The 17801-nt window shown below is 45.0% G+C and carries 14 protein-coding genes; 11 read left to right on the top strand and 3 right to left on the bottom strand.

What is annotated here, in order from left to right; genetic code table 11:
• The first annotated feature begins 2 nt into the window (after nucleotides 1-2).
• The 9 genes from hisC to T426_RS22990 all read left to right on the top strand — a co-directional run bounded on the left by hisC (nucleotide 3) and on the right by T426_RS22990 (nucleotide 8017).
• Nucleotides 3-1040, top strand: a complete 1038-nt coding sequence (hisC, locus tag T426_RS0106860) for a histidinol-phosphate transaminase (RefSeq protein ID WP_025863419.1) — start codon at nucleotides 3-5, stop codon at nucleotides 1038-1040.
• A 22-nt stretch (nucleotides 1041-1062) separates the two neighbouring features.
• Nucleotides 1063-2181 carry a bifunctional histidinol-phosphatase/imidazoleglycerol-phosphate dehydratase HisB gene (gene hisB / locus T426_RS0106855; protein WP_036984206.1) on the top strand — a complete coding sequence of 373 codons (1119 nt, stop codon included), beginning with the start codon at nucleotides 1063-1065 and terminating at the stop codon, nucleotides 2179-2181.
• A gap of 478 nt (nucleotides 2182-2659) precedes the next feature.
• The gene (gene purU, locus T426_RS0106845) at nucleotides 2660-3544 is read left to right on the top strand and encodes a formyltetrahydrofolate deformylase (protein WP_025863417.1); all 885 of its coding nucleotides are present in this window, start codon (nucleotides 2660-2662) and stop codon (nucleotides 3542-3544) included.
• A gap of 14 nt (nucleotides 3545-3558) precedes the next feature.
• Nucleotides 3559-4125 (top strand): TlpA family protein disulfide reductase, encoded by a 567-nt coding sequence (locus T426_RS0106840; RefSeq protein ID WP_027585456.1) that lies wholly within the window; start codon nucleotides 3559-3561, stop codon nucleotides 4123-4125.
• 15 nt (nucleotides 4126-4140) lie between these two features.
• Nucleotides 4141-4749 (top strand): imidazole glycerol phosphate synthase subunit HisH, encoded by a 609-nt coding sequence (gene hisH, locus T426_RS0106835; RefSeq protein WP_025863415.1) that lies wholly within the window; start codon nucleotides 4141-4143, stop codon nucleotides 4747-4749.
• Nucleotides 4750-4761: 12 nt separating this feature from the next.
• Nucleotides 4762-5493 carry a 1-(5-phosphoribosyl)-5-[(5-phosphoribosylamino)methylideneamino]imidazole-4-carboxamide isomerase gene (gene hisA, locus T426_RS0106830; RefSeq protein ID WP_025863414.1) on the top strand — a complete coding sequence of 244 codons (732 nt, stop codon included), beginning with the start codon at nucleotides 4762-4764 and terminating at the stop codon, nucleotides 5491-5493.
• 3 nt (nucleotides 5494-5496) lie between these two features.
• Nucleotides 5497-6249 carry an imidazole glycerol phosphate synthase subunit HisF gene (hisF, locus tag T426_RS0106825; protein WP_025863413.1) on the top strand — a complete coding sequence of 251 codons (753 nt, stop codon included), beginning with the start codon at nucleotides 5497-5499 and terminating at the stop codon, nucleotides 6247-6249.
• A gap of 51 nt (nucleotides 6250-6300) precedes the next feature.
• On the top strand, nucleotides 6301-6900 hold the full coding sequence (gene hisIE, locus T426_RS0106820) for a bifunctional phosphoribosyl-AMP cyclohydrolase/phosphoribosyl-ATP diphosphatase HisIE (protein WP_027585455.1): 600 nt from the start codon (nucleotides 6301-6303) through the stop codon (nucleotides 6898-6900).
• Nucleotides 6901-7123: 223 nt separating this feature from the next.
• Complete coding sequence (locus tag T426_RS22990; protein WP_025863412.1) at nucleotides 7124-8017, top strand: N-acetylmuramoyl-L-alanine amidase-like domain-containing protein; 894 nt, start codon at nucleotides 7124-7126, stop codon at nucleotides 8015-8017.
• A 469-nt stretch (nucleotides 8018-8486) separates the two neighbouring features.
• Here the strand turns inward: T426_RS22990 and T426_RS0106810 are convergent, their stop codons facing one another.
• The 3 genes from T426_RS0106810 to argH all read right to left on the bottom strand — a co-directional run bounded on the left by T426_RS0106810 (nucleotide 8487) and on the right by argH (nucleotide 16202).
• Entirely contained in the window at nucleotides 8487-9905 is a 1419-nt protein-coding gene (locus tag T426_RS0106810; RefSeq protein ID WP_025863411.1) for a glutamate synthase subunit beta, read from the bottom strand.
• A 51-nt stretch (nucleotides 9906-9956) separates the two neighbouring features.
• Nucleotides 9957-14477: a glutamate synthase large subunit gene (gene gltB / locus T426_RS0106805; protein ID WP_036985383.1), complete on the bottom strand. Its 4521-nt coding sequence runs from the start codon at nucleotides 14475-14477 to the stop codon at nucleotides 9957-9959.
• Nucleotides 14478-14864: 387 nt separating this feature from the next.
• Nucleotides 14865-16202 (bottom strand): argininosuccinate lyase, encoded by a 1338-nt coding sequence (gene argH / locus T426_RS0106800; protein ID WP_025863410.1) that lies wholly within the window; start codon nucleotides 16200-16202, stop codon nucleotides 14865-14867.
• Between the two features lie 537 nt (nucleotides 16203-16739).
• Between argH and T426_RS0106795 the strand changes: the two genes are divergently transcribed.
• Nucleotides 16740-17402, top strand: a complete 663-nt coding sequence (locus T426_RS0106795; protein WP_148303685.1) for a TorF family putative porin — start codon at nucleotides 16740-16742, stop codon at nucleotides 17400-17402.
• 28 nt (nucleotides 17403-17430) lie between these two features.
• Nucleotides 17431-17787: a P-II family nitrogen regulator gene (locus tag T426_RS0106790; RefSeq protein WP_025863408.1), complete on the top strand. Its 357-nt coding sequence runs from the start codon at nucleotides 17431-17433 to the stop codon at nucleotides 17785-17787.
• Nucleotides 17788-17801: the final 14 nt, after the last annotated feature.

The raw sequence follows: 17801 nt of genomic DNA, 5'->3' as shown, positions 1-17801 counted from the left end.
TCATGACATTCGATATACAAAAACTATTGAGGGACAACATCCGGAAATTGAAACCGTATTCTTCGGCACGTGATGAATTTTCGGGCGAGGCCGCGGTTTTTCTCGATGCCAACGAAAATCCGTTCAATGCTCCGTACAACCGGTATCCCGACCCGAGGCAAAAAGAACTGAAAAGCAAGATTGCTCCGGTAAAAAACGTTCCCGCTGAAAACATCTTTCTCGGCAATGGAAGCGATGAACCCATCGACTTGCTAATTCGGGCATTTTGTTCTCCCGGAAAAGACAATATCGTTGCCATTGCTCCCACTTACGGAATGTATCGTGTGGCTGCCGATGTGAACGATGTGAAAGTTATTGAAGCACCGCTGAATGCCGATTACACCCTTTCGGTGAAAACCGTTCTGAATACGGTCACACAAAATACCAAAATGATTTTCCTTTGCTCTCCGAACAATCCTACCGGGAATGCTTTGGAGCAGGATGCCATGTTGGAAATCATGGACAATTTCGACGGCTTGGTCGTTGTTGATGAAGCCTATATCGACTTTTGCCCGGAGAAGTCTCTTCTGCCACTATTGGCCAAACATCCCAACCTGGTGGTATTACAGACATTCTCGAAAGCATGGGGAATGGCTGGTATCAGACTGGGAATGGCATTTGCCGGCCAGGAAATTATTGACGTACTGAACCGCATCAAATATCCGTACAACATCAATATCCTGACACAACTAAAAGCAATAGAGCTGATAGAGCTGGAAAAAGAAAAATCGGATTGGGTCAAAATTCTGGTTGCCGAAAGAAAAAAGCTGGCTGAAAAGCTTACGGAATTTCCATTTGTCGTCAAGGTTTTCCCTAGCGATGCAAATTTTTTACTGGTGAAGACACACGATCCGCGCGGAATTTACAATTACCTGGTCGATGAAAGAATTATTGTTCGCGACCGCTCCGGAGTCGCTCTTTGTGAAGGTAGCCTGCGCATTAGTGTTGGTTCGGAGATGGAAAACCAACGCTTGATTGAAGCACTGGAAGCATTAATTTAAAGGCGTTCAATATCATCTGAACATGAAAAAGAAAAAAGTACTCTTCATAGACCGGGACGGAACCCTGGTGGTGGAACCGCCGGAGGATTACCAGCTGGATTCGCTGGAAAAGCTGGAGTTTATTCCGGGTGTTTTTCGAAATCTCTATAACATCCGAAACCTGCTCGATTTCGAGCTGGTGATGGTGACCAACCAGGACGGACTGGGAACGGATTCGTTTCCGGAAGAAACCTTCCACCCTGCCCACAATAAAATGCTGAAGGCTTTCGAAAACGAAGGCATCACGTTCGAGGCAATTCACATCGATCGCACGTTCCCGGAAGACAATGCGCCCACCCGAAAACCCGGCACCGCTTTGTTGCAAAAATATTTTACGGAAGAATACGATTTGCCCAATTCGTTTGTCATCGGCGACCGGCCGACTGACGTGGAACTAGCTAAAAATCTTGGAGCCAAAGCCATCTTCTTCTCTGCAGAGGAAATCGAAAACGAAGAACTGAAGGCTTATTGCGTATTAACAACCAATAGTTGGAAAGATGTCTTTCAATTCCTGGCGACAGGCGAACGAACCGCTACCATTGAACGGGAAACTGCAGAAACCAAAATCAACATTACGGTTGATTTGGATGGCTCAGGAAAGGGAAATATCTCAACTGGTCTGGGATTTTTCGACCACATGCTCGATCAGATTGCCCGGCACTCCGGTTGCGACCTAACCATTCATGTGAATGGCGACCTCGAAGTAGACGAACATCATACGATTGAAGATACGGGTATTGCCCTTGGAAACGCCTTCCGGCAAGCGCTGGGTGATAAACGGGGAATCGAACGTTACGGCTTTTGTCTTCCTATGGACGATTGCCTGGCGCAGGTCGCACTCGACTTTGGCGGTAGACCGTGGTTGGTATGGGAAGCAGATTTCAAGCGAGAGATGATTGGTGATATGCCTACGGAAATGTTCTTTCACTTTTTTAAATCATTTTCCGACGCAGCACTCTGCAATTTGAATATTAAAGCGGAAGGAACAAATGAACATCATAAAATTGAGGGAATTTTTAAGGCATTTGCCAAATCGATCCGGATGGCAATACGAAAAGATCCCATGAAAAATTCGTTGCCATCGACTAAAGGAACGCTTTAAGACGAAGGTTTTTTATTAACATAATTTTTGTTCGTCCCTAAAAAACGAACGTTCAGCATATAAAAACAGCCGTTCGTCAAAAACTTTTGGGCACATGGAAAAGGATTGCGAAATTCGGTATCAGAACCAAAACCATTTTAGATAACGGCATCGATGAATTAACAAACACATCGACACAGGCCGTAACAATAACATCCACTTATGGTAGTCGCCGCCCACCAAACGGCGGTCCTACCATCCGGATGGAAAAAGGTTTTACACCACCTCACTTGTTGGTTGTTTTTGATACTAACACTCAGATTCGCATTTATATTTCCTTATCCACCATTTAGAAGAGCTTCCTGAAAAACAGGAAGCCTTTTATTGTGCCCTATTAGTCTTAAATTGGGGTTAAATTTGAGAGGTAAAACTCTTAAAATTTTCTTTCGAACAAGAGTTTTCTTTACTTTAATAGGCACAAAAACAAATAGTAAAATTCGTGGAAAGTATCAAATCAGTACACATCGAAAAGAATACGGCTATCCTTCTGATTCATTGCCCCGACCAGCAAGGCATCCTGGCAGCTGTTACCGAATTCCTAAACCGGAACAAGGGTAACATTATTTATCTCGATCAGCATGTCGACCGAGAGGAGAAATTATTCTACATGCGCGTCGAATGGGAACTTGATGTCTTTGCTATTCCCCGCGAAAAGATTGCCGAATATTTCGAGACGTTGGTTGCCAGTCGCTTTCACATTACTTTTTGGCTTCACTTTTCGGACAAACCGCCGCGAATGGCCGTTTTTGTGTCCAAACTTTCCCATTGTCTTTTTGACATCCTTGCCCGTTACACGGCTGGTGAATGGGATGTCGAGATTCCACTAATCATCAGTAACCATGAGAAACTGGCTCCCGTTGCCCAGCAGTTCGGAATTGATTTTGAGCACGTTCCGATTACCAAAGAAAATAAAGCAGAGCAAGAACAAAAGGAATTACAGTTGCTGAAGGATTACAAAATAGACTTTGTGGTTCTTGCCCGGTACATGCAGGTTTTGTCTGATGATTTTGTCAAACACTACCCCAACAAAATTATCAACATTCACCATTCATTTCTTCCGGCATTTGCCGGTGCCAAGCCGTATCATGCTGCTCATGCCCGCGGTGTAAAGATTATCGGAGCAACCAGCCATTACGTAACCCCGGAGCTGGATGCCGGTCCAATCATTGCCCAGGATGTGGCCCGGATTTCCCACATCGATACGGTTAGCAGCTTAATGAGAAAAGGACGCGATCTAGAGAAAATTATTCTCAGTGAAGCTGTTTACAAACACCTCGAACGAAAGATTCTTGTATACAATAACAGAACTGTTGTTTTCAATTAAAAATTCCTCCCGTCATGCAACACTATTCCAACGTAATCCGATTAACAGTTATCGTGCTCTTACTTACAATCACTGTAAAAGCACAATCTGCAACTAACCGAACCCGAAAACAGAAGATACCAGCCAGTTATGGCTACATTCTGGGACCGGGCGATGATGTTCCTGAATTCTCGATGACACTAACCGATGGCACCAGGGTTTCCAGTAAAGACTGGAAAGGTAAAGTGGTCATGCTCCAGTTTACGGCAAGCTGGTGCGGAGTTTGTCGTCGCGAGATGCCACACATTGAACAAGAAATATGGGCAAAGCACAAAGATAATCCTGACTTCATCCTCATCGGAGTCGACCGGGATGAACCGGTTGACATAGTAAAACGCTATGCTTCCGCAATGAAAATCACCTATCCGCTGGGCCTGGACCCCGGAGCTGATATTTTTGGACTCTTCGCGAATAAAGATGCTGGCGTTACCCGTAATGTCATTATAGGGAAAGATGGCAAAATCGCTTTCATGACGCGCCTCTTTAAGATGGACGAGTTCAACCAAATGAAAGATGTAATCGATTCGTTACTCGAAAAATAAATGCACAAATACTGAATGGAAGTAGCCATTATAAAATACAATGCCGGAAACATCATGTCGGTTGAGCTGGCGCTGAAAAGACTGGGCGTAAATGCCACCATCACGGCCGATCCGGATTTTATTCGCAGAGCCGACCGGGTTATTTTCCCCGGTGTAGGTGAGGCATCCACCACCATGGCCTATTTGCGGGAGCACAAGCTGGACACACTCATTACCAGCCTAAAACAACCGGTCCTTGGTGTTTGTCTCGGACTGCAGCTTATGTGCTCGCACAGCGAGGAAGGTGATGTGGATTGCCTGGGTATTTTTCCCGAAAAGGTGAAAAAGTTTGTTCCGGAACCGGGACAGGAAAATATCACCAAAGTGCCACACATGGGATGGAACAGCATCAGCAACCTGAAAAGTGATTTGTTCGATGCTTCGCTGGAGAATCAATATGTCTACTTTGTCCATTCGTATTATGCTGCTGCCGGCGACGACACTGCTGCTGTTTGTAATTACATTACGCCGTTCAGTGCCGCTTTGCAACGCGATAATTTTTATGCAACGCAGTTCCACCCTGAAAAAAGCGGACCGATTGGTGCACGAATTCTGGAAAACTTTATCAACCTCAAAGCCCGCTAAAGAGATATTACCATGATTGAAATTATTCCGGCAATCGATATTATCGATGGGAAATGTGTCCGCCTAAACCAGGGCGACTATACGCAGAAGAAGGTTTACAACGAAAATCCGCTGGAAGTGGCTCGTTCGTTTGAAGATGCCGGATTGAGACGACTTCATTTGGTTGATTTGGATGGAGCCAAAGCCAGCCATATTGTCAATCACAAAATACTGGAAAGCATTTCGACCAACACATCGTTGACAATTGACTTCGGCGGCGGACTTAAATCGGATGAAGACTTACGCATTGCGTTTGAATCAGGAGCCGCGATGGTAACCGGTGGAAGTATTGCCGTTAAATCGCCCGACATATTTCAATCGTGGTTAAAAAAATACGGCAGCAAACGTATTATTCTGGGTGCCGATGCGCACAACCGGAAAATTGCCGTTTCGGGCTGGCAGGAAACCACCGATGCCGACATTATTGAATTTATTTCCCTTTGGCAGGAAGAAGGAATCACGCAGGTCATCAGTACAGACATTAGTCGGGATGGCATGCTATCGGGACCAGCCACTGAATTGTATCGCGACATTCTCCGCCAATTGCCGGAATTGTATTTAATTGCCAGTGGCGGTATCAGCTCCATGCAGGACATTCTTGACCTGGATGCAGCAAATATTCCGGCCGTCATCACCGGAAAAGCCATTTATGAAAACCGGATTTCCCTGGAGGAAATCGGGCGTTATTACGCCAAAAACAGCTAATGCATGCTTGCAAAACGAATCATACCCTGCCTCGATATCAAAGACGGACAAACCGTTAAAGGCGTCAACTTTGTCAACATCCAAAACGTAGGTGACCCGGTTGAACTCGGCGCATTGTACGCCGAACAGGGAGCCGACGAACTGGTTTTTCTGGACATCACCGCCACGCACGAAGGCCGAAAGACCTTTGTCGACCTGGTCAAACGGATTGCCCGCGAGATTAATATTCCCTTCACGGTCGGCGGTGGCATCAGCGAACTGGAAGATGCTGATAAATTACTGGCAGCCGGTGCCGATAAGATTTCCATCAATTCGTCCGCGGTTCGGAATCCGTCATTAATTGATGATTTAGCAAAGAATTTTGGTAACCAGTTTGTTGTAGTAGCAATCGATGCACGCAAAACACCGGACCATTGGGCGGTGACAGTCAACGGCGGCCGGATTGAGACTGACAAAGAACTTTTTAGCTGGGCCAAAGAAGCGGAAAGCCGGGGTGCCGGTGAGATTCTTTTCACATCGATGAACCATGACGGTACCAAAAACGGATTTGCTAACGAAGAACTGGCTCAATTATCCGAAAGTTTGTCCATCCCGATCATTGCATCAGGAGGTGCCGGAAACATGGAGCATTTTGTGGATGTGTTTACCAAAGGGAAAGCCGATGCCGGACTGGCAGCCAGTATTTTCCACTTTCGTGAAATTGCGATTCCTGACTTAAAGGCCTACTTGCGTCAACAAGGAATCGTTGTCCGGTAAAACCGGAAAAATAAATGAATTAATTGTACTTCGAAAATAAGGAACAACAGAATGGAACTCGATTTTGACAAAGCCGGAAACGGATTGATTCCGGCCATTATTCAGGATAATGTAACCAACAAAGTTTTGATGTTGGGATTCATGAACAAAGAAGCCTACGATAAAACCGTTGCGGAAAACAAAGTCACGTTTTTCAGCCGCACCAAAAACCGGCTGTGGACCAAAGGTGAAGAATCAGGTAACTTTTTGCACGTGGTTTCCATCCAGTCCGATTGTGACGACGACACCCTGCTCATCAAGGTGAATCCCGCCGGACCGGTTTGCCACACAGGCACCGACACCTGCTGGGGCGAAGTGAACCGCAGCGATGACTTCATGTTCCTGAAAGAATTGCAGGATTTTATCGATAAACGAAAAGATGAAATGCCCGAAGGTTCGTACACCACGTCCCTCTTCCAGAAAGGAACGGCTAAAATTGCACAAAAGGTAGGCGAAGAAGCGGTCGAAACCGTTATCGAAGCGATGGCAAATAATGACGAACGCCTGCTGTACGAGTCGGCAGACCTGATGTATCACCTCATCGTGCTGTTAACCTACAAAGGATACCGGTTGGAGGACATTGCCCGTGAACTGAAAACCAGACATAAGTAATTTCCAGACTCGTATATTCAGGACTTTTATCAAATAAAACATTACACACTTACGTTAATACCATGAATATGAAACATTTTCATGGTATTATTTTTTATCGATAGCTAAAAAAATAATCATTATGGTCATCTAATTAGCTAATCACAATTGTTTTCACCGGCAGGTTGATTAACTTCAACCATTGTTTTCATTTACTGAGAATCGTCACCTAAAAATACAATGTATGAAACGGTCAATTAAGTACTTGCTGCTTTTAACCATCCTGGCATTACCGTTTGTTATAAAAGCCGCTTCTCCAAAGGATACTGCTGCTCCTGGTCCGGATGTCATCTGTTCTGCACAGGACAAGGTTATTCTCGACCGGATTTTCACTGACTTATTGCCGAAGAAGGATTCGTCGATGGGACAAATGATGGTGCTGGTAGGAAAAGAATTCCTGGGAACACCATACGTTGCGCATACGCTGGATAAACGCGATACGGAAGCTTTGATAGTGAACCTCCGGGAACTGGATTGTACCACGTACGTGGAAAATTGCCTGGCTATTGCGCGGACCATAAAAAGTGGAAAACCGACATTCAGGAAGTTTACCCACGAACTGGAAAATATCAGGTACCGGAACGGAAAACTTGACGGTTATCTGAGCCGGCTGCACTATTTCAGCGAATGGATTTCCAACAACGAAAAGAAAGGCCTGGTCGGGGATGTGACGTACCAGATAGGAGGAAAACCTTTCCCGCTCGACCTCGATTTTATGAGCACACATCCGGATGACTATCCGCAATTGAAGAAACATCCGGAATGGATTCCGGAAATGGCTCAACGCGAAAAAGAGATTTCCGGGAACTCGTTTTTTTATATCAGCAAGCGAAAATTTGCGGAAGCTGAACCAGACATTCACGATGGCGACATCTTCGCGCTTACTTCAGCCATAAAAGGAATCGATATTATGCATGTGGGAATCATGCTGAAGGAAAACGGACGCGTTCACATGATGCACGCTTCCTCCAAAGCCATGAAAGTGATTATTGGCGACATAACCATGGAAGATTACCTGAATGGCAGAAAGAATGTTTCCGGAATGATGGATATCCGCCCACTACCACCAAAGGATTAACAACATCTCTATTTTATACAAGTCCCGGAAAGTTCTTCCGGGATTTTTTATGCCCGAAAATGTCGCTAAAGCGTGTTTCATTCCCTCTCCCAATCGCACGACAAAAAACATCAAGACATAAATTAAAATTGTCAAGGTCTTATTTCAAAATATCAAGACTTTATTTTAAAACGTCAAGACCTCCAAATGAAAACATCTAGACATTCTGTCCAAAACATCAAGATCTTATTTTAAAATGTAAAGACATCATTTCAAAACATCAGGACATTATTTAAAAATGTCAAGACATCATTTCAAAACATACGGACCTGGTTTGAACGATGTCCTGACGGCCTGCCAGAAGCATTCGTTTTTATCAAAAAAAATGAGGCTGTCCGAATAAGACAGCCTCCAATTTTACTAATTCAAAATTCAACAAGTCAATCAAAAAACCGTTTAAAATACTTATATCCTTTTTGCGTTATGATATTTAATCCTGCATCAGGTATTCGTGAATTTTCTCAGCGGCATCGCGGCCTGAACGAATGGCATGAACAACCAGGCTCGCTCCGCGCGCCACATCTCCTGCAGCAAATACCTTATCAACGGTTGTCGTGTTGGTCACCGCTTTTACGTTACCACGTTCGTCATACTCTACGCCTAAACCATCGAGTAAACCTTCGTGAACCGGTGATACAAATCCCATCGAAAGCAAAACCAAATCGGCTTCAATCAATTCTTCCGTACCCGGAATCTCCTTCATCTGGAAACGACCATCAATCTTTTCCCAAATAACCTCAACAACTTCTACTCCGGTAATCTTACCTTCTTTTCCAACTACCCGTTTGGTAGCCAGTGACCAGCGGCGCTCGCAACCCTCCTGGTGTGAACTCGATGTACGAAGCGTATTCGGCCAGTAAGGCCAGGGATTATTATCCACTCTTGTCTCCGGTGGTTTGGGTAGTATTTCAATCTGAAGAACCGATTCAGCTTTCTGCCGGATGGAGGTTCCCACACAGTCGGAACCAGTATCACCACCGCCAATGACCAACACTTTCTTTTCCTTGGCGGAAATACGTTCTTCTTCAGCGAATACTTCGCCACGGTTGACCTTGTTTTGTTGCTTCAGAAAATCCATCGCAAAATGAACGCCGTCCAAATCACGGCCTTCCACAACCAAATCACGTGGTTTCATGGCACCAACCGCCAGACAAACGGCATCGTAATCTTTCAATAATTTCTCCGCTGTTATATCTTTCCCAACCGTTGTGTTGGTTTTGAAATCGATGCCTTCGGTCACAAAAAGATCTAACCGACGGTCGATAACTGTCTTATTCAATTTGAAATCCGGAATACCGTAACGAAGCAATCCACCAATGGCATCGTCCTGTTCAAATACGGTTACTGTATGACCAGCCTGATTCAATACGTCAGCTGCTGACATTCCGGCAGGACCGGAGCCAATCACAGCTACTTTCTTTCCGGTGCGTACTTCCGGAATGCGAGGGGTTACGTAACCGCGACCAAAAGCCTGCTCTACCACCGAAGCTTCGTTCTCCCGGATGGTGACCGACTCCTCGTGAATGGCCAGCACACACGATTTCTCGCACGGTGCCGGACAAACCCTACCCGTGAATTCGGGAAAGCTGTTCGTCGACGAAAGAATGTCATACGCTTCTTCCCAGTTCCCGAGGTAAACGGCATCCTGCCATTCAGGTATTTTACTGCTTACCGGGCAGGCCCAGTGGCAAAACGGAATGCCGCAGTCCATACACCGCGAGGCCTGATCCTTCCTGTCCTTTTCATTCAGGGTCTGTTCAACCTCGCCAAAATCATATATTCGTTCGTTGACGGGACGGTACCCGCTCTCTTTTTTTGGTATCTCGATAAAACCTTTTGGATTTCCCATAATGAAGATCTTTTTTCGTTAAACGTGCTGAGTTACTTAATCACTTCCGGCTTATTCGTGCCGGGCCGGATCATCTTCGGTTAATTGAAGTTTCATCTTCAATTCCTTCAACTTAAGCTCTTCAAGCACTTTCTTATATTCGAATGGGATCACCTTAACAAATTTGGGAAGGTACTCATCCCAGTTAGTCAAAATTCGCTGGCCCAATGAACTTTGGGTATGCAGCAAATGATTACTGATCATCTCCTGAAGTTCCTGGATATCCGCCCGGTCTTCCACAGGCGTCAGTTCCACCAGTCCTTTGTTGCAATAGTAATCGAAATCGCCCTTTTCGTCGAGTACATAAGCGATTCCGCCGCTCATTCCTGCCGCAAAGTTTCGTCCGGTCGTTCCAAGTACTACCGTTCGTCCACCGGTCATGTATTCACAACAGTGGTCACCGGTTCCCTCAACTACTGCTTTGGCTCCGGAGTTACGAACACAGAAACGCTCACCTGCCACGCCGCGAATGTAAACTTCACCACCGGTAGCGCCATATAAGGTCGTATTACCAACAATGATGTTTTCTTCGGGAACAAAACTGGCTCCCGGCGGAGGAACAACGGTAATTTTACCACCCGAAAGTCCTTTACCGAGGTAGTCGTTCGAATCGCCTTCCAGGCGGAAGGTACTGCCTTTGGTCAGGAAAGCACCGAAACTCTGGCCAGCCGAACCTTTGAAGGTACAGTTGATGGTATCTTCCGGAAGACCGGCTTCTCCGTATCGCTTGGAAACCTCGCCCGAAAGCATAGCTCCCACCGTACGCATCACATTGTTAATTTCGTGTGCAATCCATACTTTCTCACCACCCTTAATGGCTTTATTCGCCTCACGGATAAGCGTTCGATCAAGCACATCGTCCAGATTCTTCGTGTTCGGTTGAACATTGTGAATCGGATATTGCGATGCCTCTTTCGGTACGTACAGCAACTTCGAAAAGTCAACTGTCTTCATCTTCCAGTTCATCACATCGGGATTCGGCTCCAGCAAATCGGCACGTCCCACCAGTTCATCGAAGGTGCGTATACCAATTTCAGCCATGTATTCCCGAATTTCGCGGGCAATAAACTGGAAATAGTTGATGACATATTCCGAGCGTCCAATAAAACGCTTGCGTAATTTTTTATTCTGTGTTGCAATTCCTGCCGGACAGGTATTCAGGTGACACTTCCGCATCATCACACATCCCATTACAATCAGCGATGCTGTCGCGATACCAAATTCTTCAGCACCCAGCAGTCCCATGATGACGACATCACGGCCATTTTTCAACTGTCCGTCGGTTTGTAGCTTAACGCGACCACGCAGGTTATTCATGACCAACGTTTGCTGCGTTTCCGAAATTCCAAATTCGGCTGGCAAACCGGCATGTTTGATCGAACTGGCCGGAGAAGCTCCTGTTCCTCCTTCGGTTCCGCTGATAATAATAATATCAGAGAATCCCTTGGCGACACCGGCAGCTACCGTTCCGACGCCAGTCTCAGAAACCAGCTTGACGGAAACTTTGGCGGTGGGATTTACATTTTTCAAGTCGTAAATCAACTGTGCCAGGTCTTCAATCGAATAAATATCGTGGTGCGGAGGCGGCGAAATCAGCGTAATTCCCGGAGTCGATTTACGGGTTTTCGCAATAATCTTATTCACCTTATATCCGGGAAGCTGTCCTCCTTCTCCGGGCTTTGCCCCCTGCGCAATTTTTATCTGTATCTCCTGGGCATTGATCAGGTAGTTATTGGTCACACCAAAACGTCCTGAAGCAATTTGCTTGATTTTGGAATTTCGCTCCGAGCCGAAACGATCCGGATCTTCTCCCCCTTCTCCTGTATTGCTTCGTCCGCCAATCGCGTTCATCGCGACAGCCAGCGCTTCGTGTGCTTCTTTCGAAATAGAACCATACGACATCGCACCGGTCACAAACCGTTTCATAATGCTCTCTGCCGGTTCAACCTCGTCTATCGGAATCGGATTCTTTTTCCACTGCAAGGCACCACGGACGAAGGCAGGCTTCTGATTTTCCTTGTCAACCAGCTGACTGAACTTCTTATAGACATCGTAATCATTGGTTTTGGTTGCCCATTGCAATAATCCGATCGTTTCGGGGTTCCAGGCGTGATGCTCACCATCGATTCGATAATGATATTCACCGGTATTCTTCAGCATGAACTTATGCTGACCATTCGGAGCAAAAGCCTGCGCATGGAACATCATTGTTTCGCGGTATATCTCTTCAAGACCAATACCGCTAATACGCGACGCTGTTCCTTTGAAATATTTGTCAATGAGCTCCTGGCTAACGCCGATGGCTTCAAAGATCTGACCTCCGTGGTACGAACGCAACGTGGAAATACCCATTTTCGACAGAATCTTCAACAAGCCTTTGTCAATAGCTTTGATGTAATTCTTACGGGCATCCTTGTATTCCATGGTGATTTCACCTTCACGCACCTTCTTGTCCAGTGCAGCAAAAGCCAGATATGGATTCACTACGCTGGCACCATATCCCAACAACAAGGCAAAATGCATTATCTCACGCGGCTCGGCCGACTCGACAATGATACCAATCTGCATCCTTTTCTTCTTCTGGATGAGATGATGATGAACAGCAGAAACACAAAGCAACGAAGGAATCGATGCCTGTTCCGCTGAAACTCCGCGGTCGGTTAATATGATTAAGTTCTTTTTGTCGTCAACGGCCTTTTCGGCCTGCGCCAACATTTGATTAAATGACTTCTTGAATCCTTCTACTCCATCTTTCACCGGGAAAAGCATGGGAATGGTAGCATGATTAAATGCTTCATGCTTCAGATCCTTAATCTTACCCAGGTCGGTATTGGTAATAATCGGGCTGTCGAATTTGATCAACTTACAGTGTTCCGGACTTTCTTCCAGCATATTACCCGAAAGGGAACCAATATAGTTGGTAAGCGACATCACCAGCCCTTCCCTGATGGGGTCGATTGCCGGGTTGGTCACCTGGGCAAACATCTGGCGGAAATAACTGAAGAACCGTTTTGGCTTTTCAGAGAAAACCGCAATCGGTGTGTCATTTCCCATGGAACTCGTCGGCTCAGCAGCGGTTTCAGCCATCGGCTTCAGCAACATATTGATGTCTTCCTTCGAATAACCAAAAACTTTGGCATAAGTCGGGAAGTCATCCCCCATGTTGGAAGACACACGTTGTTTGACCACAATATCTCCCATCAACAGACGATTTTCTTTCAGCCAGTTGATGTACGGATTTCTGCGGGAAAGCTGTGCCTTTACTTCTTTGTCAGGAATAAGGATACCTAATTTAGTATCAACTAACAGCAATTTCCCCGGGCGCAAACGTCCCTTTTCTTTAATTTCTTCTGCCGGGAAAGTCTGTACGCCCACTTCCGAACCCATCACAATGAGATCGTTGTGGGTTATTACATACCGTGAAGGACGCAGACCATTCCGGTCGAGTGTTCCACCGATATAACGGCCATCGGAGAAAACCATCGATGCAGGTCCATCCCATGGCTCCATCAAGGTGGAGTTGTATTCGTAAAATGCTTTCAGGCTTTCCGGGATCGGATTTTTCTCATTGAACGATTCTGGAATCATCATACACAGTGAGTGCGGCATATCGCGGCCGGTCATGTGCAGAAATTCGAGAACGTTGTCAAATGAGGATGAGTCGGACTTGCCCGGTTCCACAACGGGAAAGAGTTTTTCGAGCTCATCGCCGAATAAATCGGACTGAAGCAGCGCTTCGCGGGCGTGCATCCAAAGGCGGTTTCCTTTAACGGTGTTAATTTCACCGTTGTGTGCCACCATGCGAAACGGCTGCGCCAGATCCCAGGTTGGAAAAGTATTGGTACTAAACCGGGAATGAACCAGCGCAATCGCACTTTTCATCTCCGGATGAGTTAAATCTTTATAGTAGCTACGCAACTGATCGGGCGTAAGCATACCTTTATAAATAATAATCTTTGTTGAGAAACTAGGCAGGTAGAATGATTCTTTCTCATTCAGATGAGAATCACGAACCTCACGCTCAGCTTGTTTTCGAACCAGATACAATTTCCGCTCCAGCGCATCCTGTTCCATGTGAGCTGTAACAAAAACCTGCATGACCTTCGGTTCGGTCCGCCGCGCTATTTCACCTACGACAGAGCTGTCAACCGGAACATCTCTCCATGCAATCAAATGCAATCCTTCCAGTTCAATATAACGATTCATTACCTCCTGACATACGGCGGCCTCCTCCTCATCTACCGGGAGAAACACCAGACCTGTACCATAATGGCCGGCTGAAGGCAAATTTATTTTCTGTGAGATGAAAAAATCGTGCGGAATCTGCAGCAAAATACCTGCTCCATCACCGGTTTGATTATCGGCGCTGGTTGCCCCCCGGTGGTCCATGTTCCGCAGTACCGTCAGCCCTCGCTCTACTATGTCATGTGACTGCTGACCTTTGATGTGCGCAACAAACCCAATACCACAGGCATCGTGCTCGTTTACAGGGTCATACATACCCTGTGGTTGTGGAAATCTTTTCTGCACCATATTTGAAAAATTTAATAGACTAAACTCAGGAAAATCAGGAAGCGACAACAACTACTTCCATGAATTTTTTACAAAAAAAAGCTACCAGGTGGAAAACTGTAAGTAAAAAACAGTCTATTTTTTTAGACTGAAAGCAAAAATAGCTTTTAAATCTTGTAATTCCAATAACGGAGGTACCGCATGGGGAGCTGGAAAGCCCTGAATTGGGGTAGGTTAGCCGATTGACAGACATGCAACAGAGTGATTTATAAGCGCATATCCGAACGTATTAAGTTTTCGTTAATAGAAAGACCCAATATTATTATAATATGAATGATTAATTGCACAAAAAAAGCCTTTCCGTTATTGAAAAGGCTTTTTTGAGAGCAAATTGTTCAAAACGACTCATCATTCATTGCCCAACAACCGTTGAAAGGCAACTTCAACCTTTCCAAAGGAGAATCCGTGAAGGACTCCCTCCATCTTCCGGTTGATTTCTTCCAAACAGAGATTTCCAATGCTGCCTTCGTGTGTATGATGAACCATCTTATCAGGCTCAAATTCATTTCTGTTAATCTCTTCCCCTACCTCCCGGTAGGCATCTCTGAACGGTACACCGGAAAGCACCCGCCGGTTTACCTCCTCTACGCTATACATATATTTATAACGTTCATCATCCAAAATGGACTCATTCACCGTGAGGTTCGCAATCGCAAAATTGGCAATTTCCAAACAGTCGTTCAATTCGGCAAACGCCGGAATGAAAACCTCTTTTACCAACTGAAGGTCCCTGAAATATCCGCTGGGCAAATTATTAATCATCAGCGTTATCTGATTGGGAAGAGCCTGCATCTTATTGCAATGTGAACGCAATAACTCAAAAACGTCCGGATTCTTCTTATGTGGCATAATACTGGAACCGGTTGTTAATTCCTTTGGTAGAGAGACAAAGTTGAAGTTCTGACTCATATATAAACACACATCCATGGCCAGTTTCGCCAGTGTCGCAGCGACTGAAGAGAGCGCAAAGGCAACTGTTTTCTCTGTCTTTCCCCTTCCCATCTGCGCATACACCACATTGTAATTCATGGTATCGAATCCGAGAAGGTCTGTTGTCATCTGCCGGTTAAGTGGAAAAGAAGAGCCATACCCCGCTGCAGAGCCCAACGGATTCTGGTCGGCCACACGGTAAGCAGCCTGAACCAGCATCAAATCGTCAATCAAACTTTCAGCGTAAGCGCCAAACCACAAACCAAACGACGAAGGCATAGCCACCTGGAGATGCGTATAACCGGGCATCAGCACCTCTTTATACTTTTCACTCTGGGCAACAAGCGTACGATACAACATCTCGATTTTCTCTACCAAAGCCTTTAATTCGTTACGGGTAAAAAGCTTTAAATCGACAAGCACCTGATCGTTCCGGGAGCGCCCGCTATGAATTTTTTTACCAACATCACCCAAACGGCGAATCAACAACATCTCAACCTGGGAGTGTACATCCTCCACCCCTTCCTCGATAACGAACTCACCATTTTTGATCTCCTTATATATATTGCGTAGTTCGTTTGTCAAAACCGTCAGCTCATCGTCCTCGAGCAAATTGATGGATTCCAGCATATGAATGTGCGCAAGTGAACCAAGCACATCAAACTCAGCCAGCGAATAATCCATCTCTACATCCTTACCAACTGTAAATCTTTCAATTAGTGCATCGACTTTATATCCCTTGTCCCAAAGTTTCATGTTATTTAATATTAGGATTTGCCAAACAAAGTTAATTGAAGTTTGCACAAAGGACGATTTATAACGACAGATTGACCTTTAATCAGGAAAAATTTTATGATCCCTTAATTATTCGCCCTATTTCGTCATGAATTGATAAAAATTCTTCTGTCCCCCTTTTTTTACACCCCACGAGTGAGGAACTAATATAATCACACAATTTATACTTCTATCTACTCAAACAACCAGTAACTTAACATTTACCCCATACAAAAATCCATTTACAATCATTTTGTCACAAATAATCATTTTTACCTACCAATTTGGGACCTTCTTTTAAATTTTTGTTAATTGATGACACCACCCCCTGTTTTTGTGATGATAAAATAAAATTTAAGTATATTTTTGACATCACACCCCCACTCAATTAGGGGTTTTAATTTATTCTTTATCGAATTTTTAAATTATACCCTATAAAAACCAGCACCAATACAAAAAATAATAGACAACTCAGGAAGGAAACTTTAAATGTATGTTCAACCCTAAAAAATGCTCAAAATGAAAAAACTTGTTACTGTAATCTTCTCATCACTGCTACTGCTTATTGCTACTGCAGGCATGGCTCAAGAATCAACAGGCTCCTGGAATGTCGGAGCAGACCTTTACAACCGTTACATCTGGAGGGGTACCGATTTTGGTAACTCGCCGGTTGTACAACCTACCGTTGAATATTCGGTTGGTGGATTTGCCATCGGTGCATGGGGTAGCTATTCGCTCAGCGCCAACACCGGAGGAACCGAAGCTGACCTTTACATGAGTTATGCTTTCGATTCAGGATTAAGCTTCACATTTACCAACTACTATTTCCCGGTTGAACCAGGAAGCACAGGTAACTATTTTGATTTTAGTAATAAATACCACACTTACGAAATTGGCGCATCACAAGCCTTAGGAGATTTCTCCCTTTCGGGATACTACTACCTGAATCAAAACAACGACTTATACTTCGAAGCCGGTTACTCCTTTAAAAAGGTTGACCTGTTTGTAGGAGCCGGAAACGAAAGCTACACCACCGATACCAATTTCAATGTAGTCAACATTGGCATTTCAACTTCCAAAGAAATTCCGATTACCGAAAAGTTCTCACTGCCTGTTACCGGCAGCGTTATTGTCAACCCCGACAAAGAGCAAATCTTTTTCGTCGTAGGTATTTCTCTCTAAACCATCATCAAGAAAAAATCGCATACACATGAAAAAAATTGAAGCAATTATCCGCAAAACAAAATTCGATGAGGTGAAAGAAGCTCTCAAAGAAGTAGGGATTGATTTCTTCTCGTACTGGGATGTTCGGGGCATCGGACAAGCCCGACAGGAAAGAGTCTATCGCGGAGTGGTTTACGACACGAGTTCCATTGAGCGTACCAAACTCTCGATTATTGTACGCGACAAAAATGTGAACAAAACAGTAAAAGCCATTCTGGATACAGCACAGACTGGAGAAATTGGCGACGGTAAAATCTTCGTCGTTGACATTCAAGAGTCTTACCGTATCAGGACCGGTGAGTCTGGTGATGAGGCCTTATTTATTAAAGGTCTGGAGGAGTAAAATCGGAAACCAAA

Origin of the sequence: Prolixibacter bellariivorans ATCC BAA-1284 (assembly GCF_000621705.1) — a bacterium.
In the GTDB taxonomy this organism is placed as follows: Bacteria; Bacteroidota; Bacteroidia; order Bacteroidales; family Prolixibacteraceae; genus Prolixibacter; species Prolixibacter bellariivorans.
This window is presented reverse-complemented; position numbering and strand designations above follow the sequence as displayed.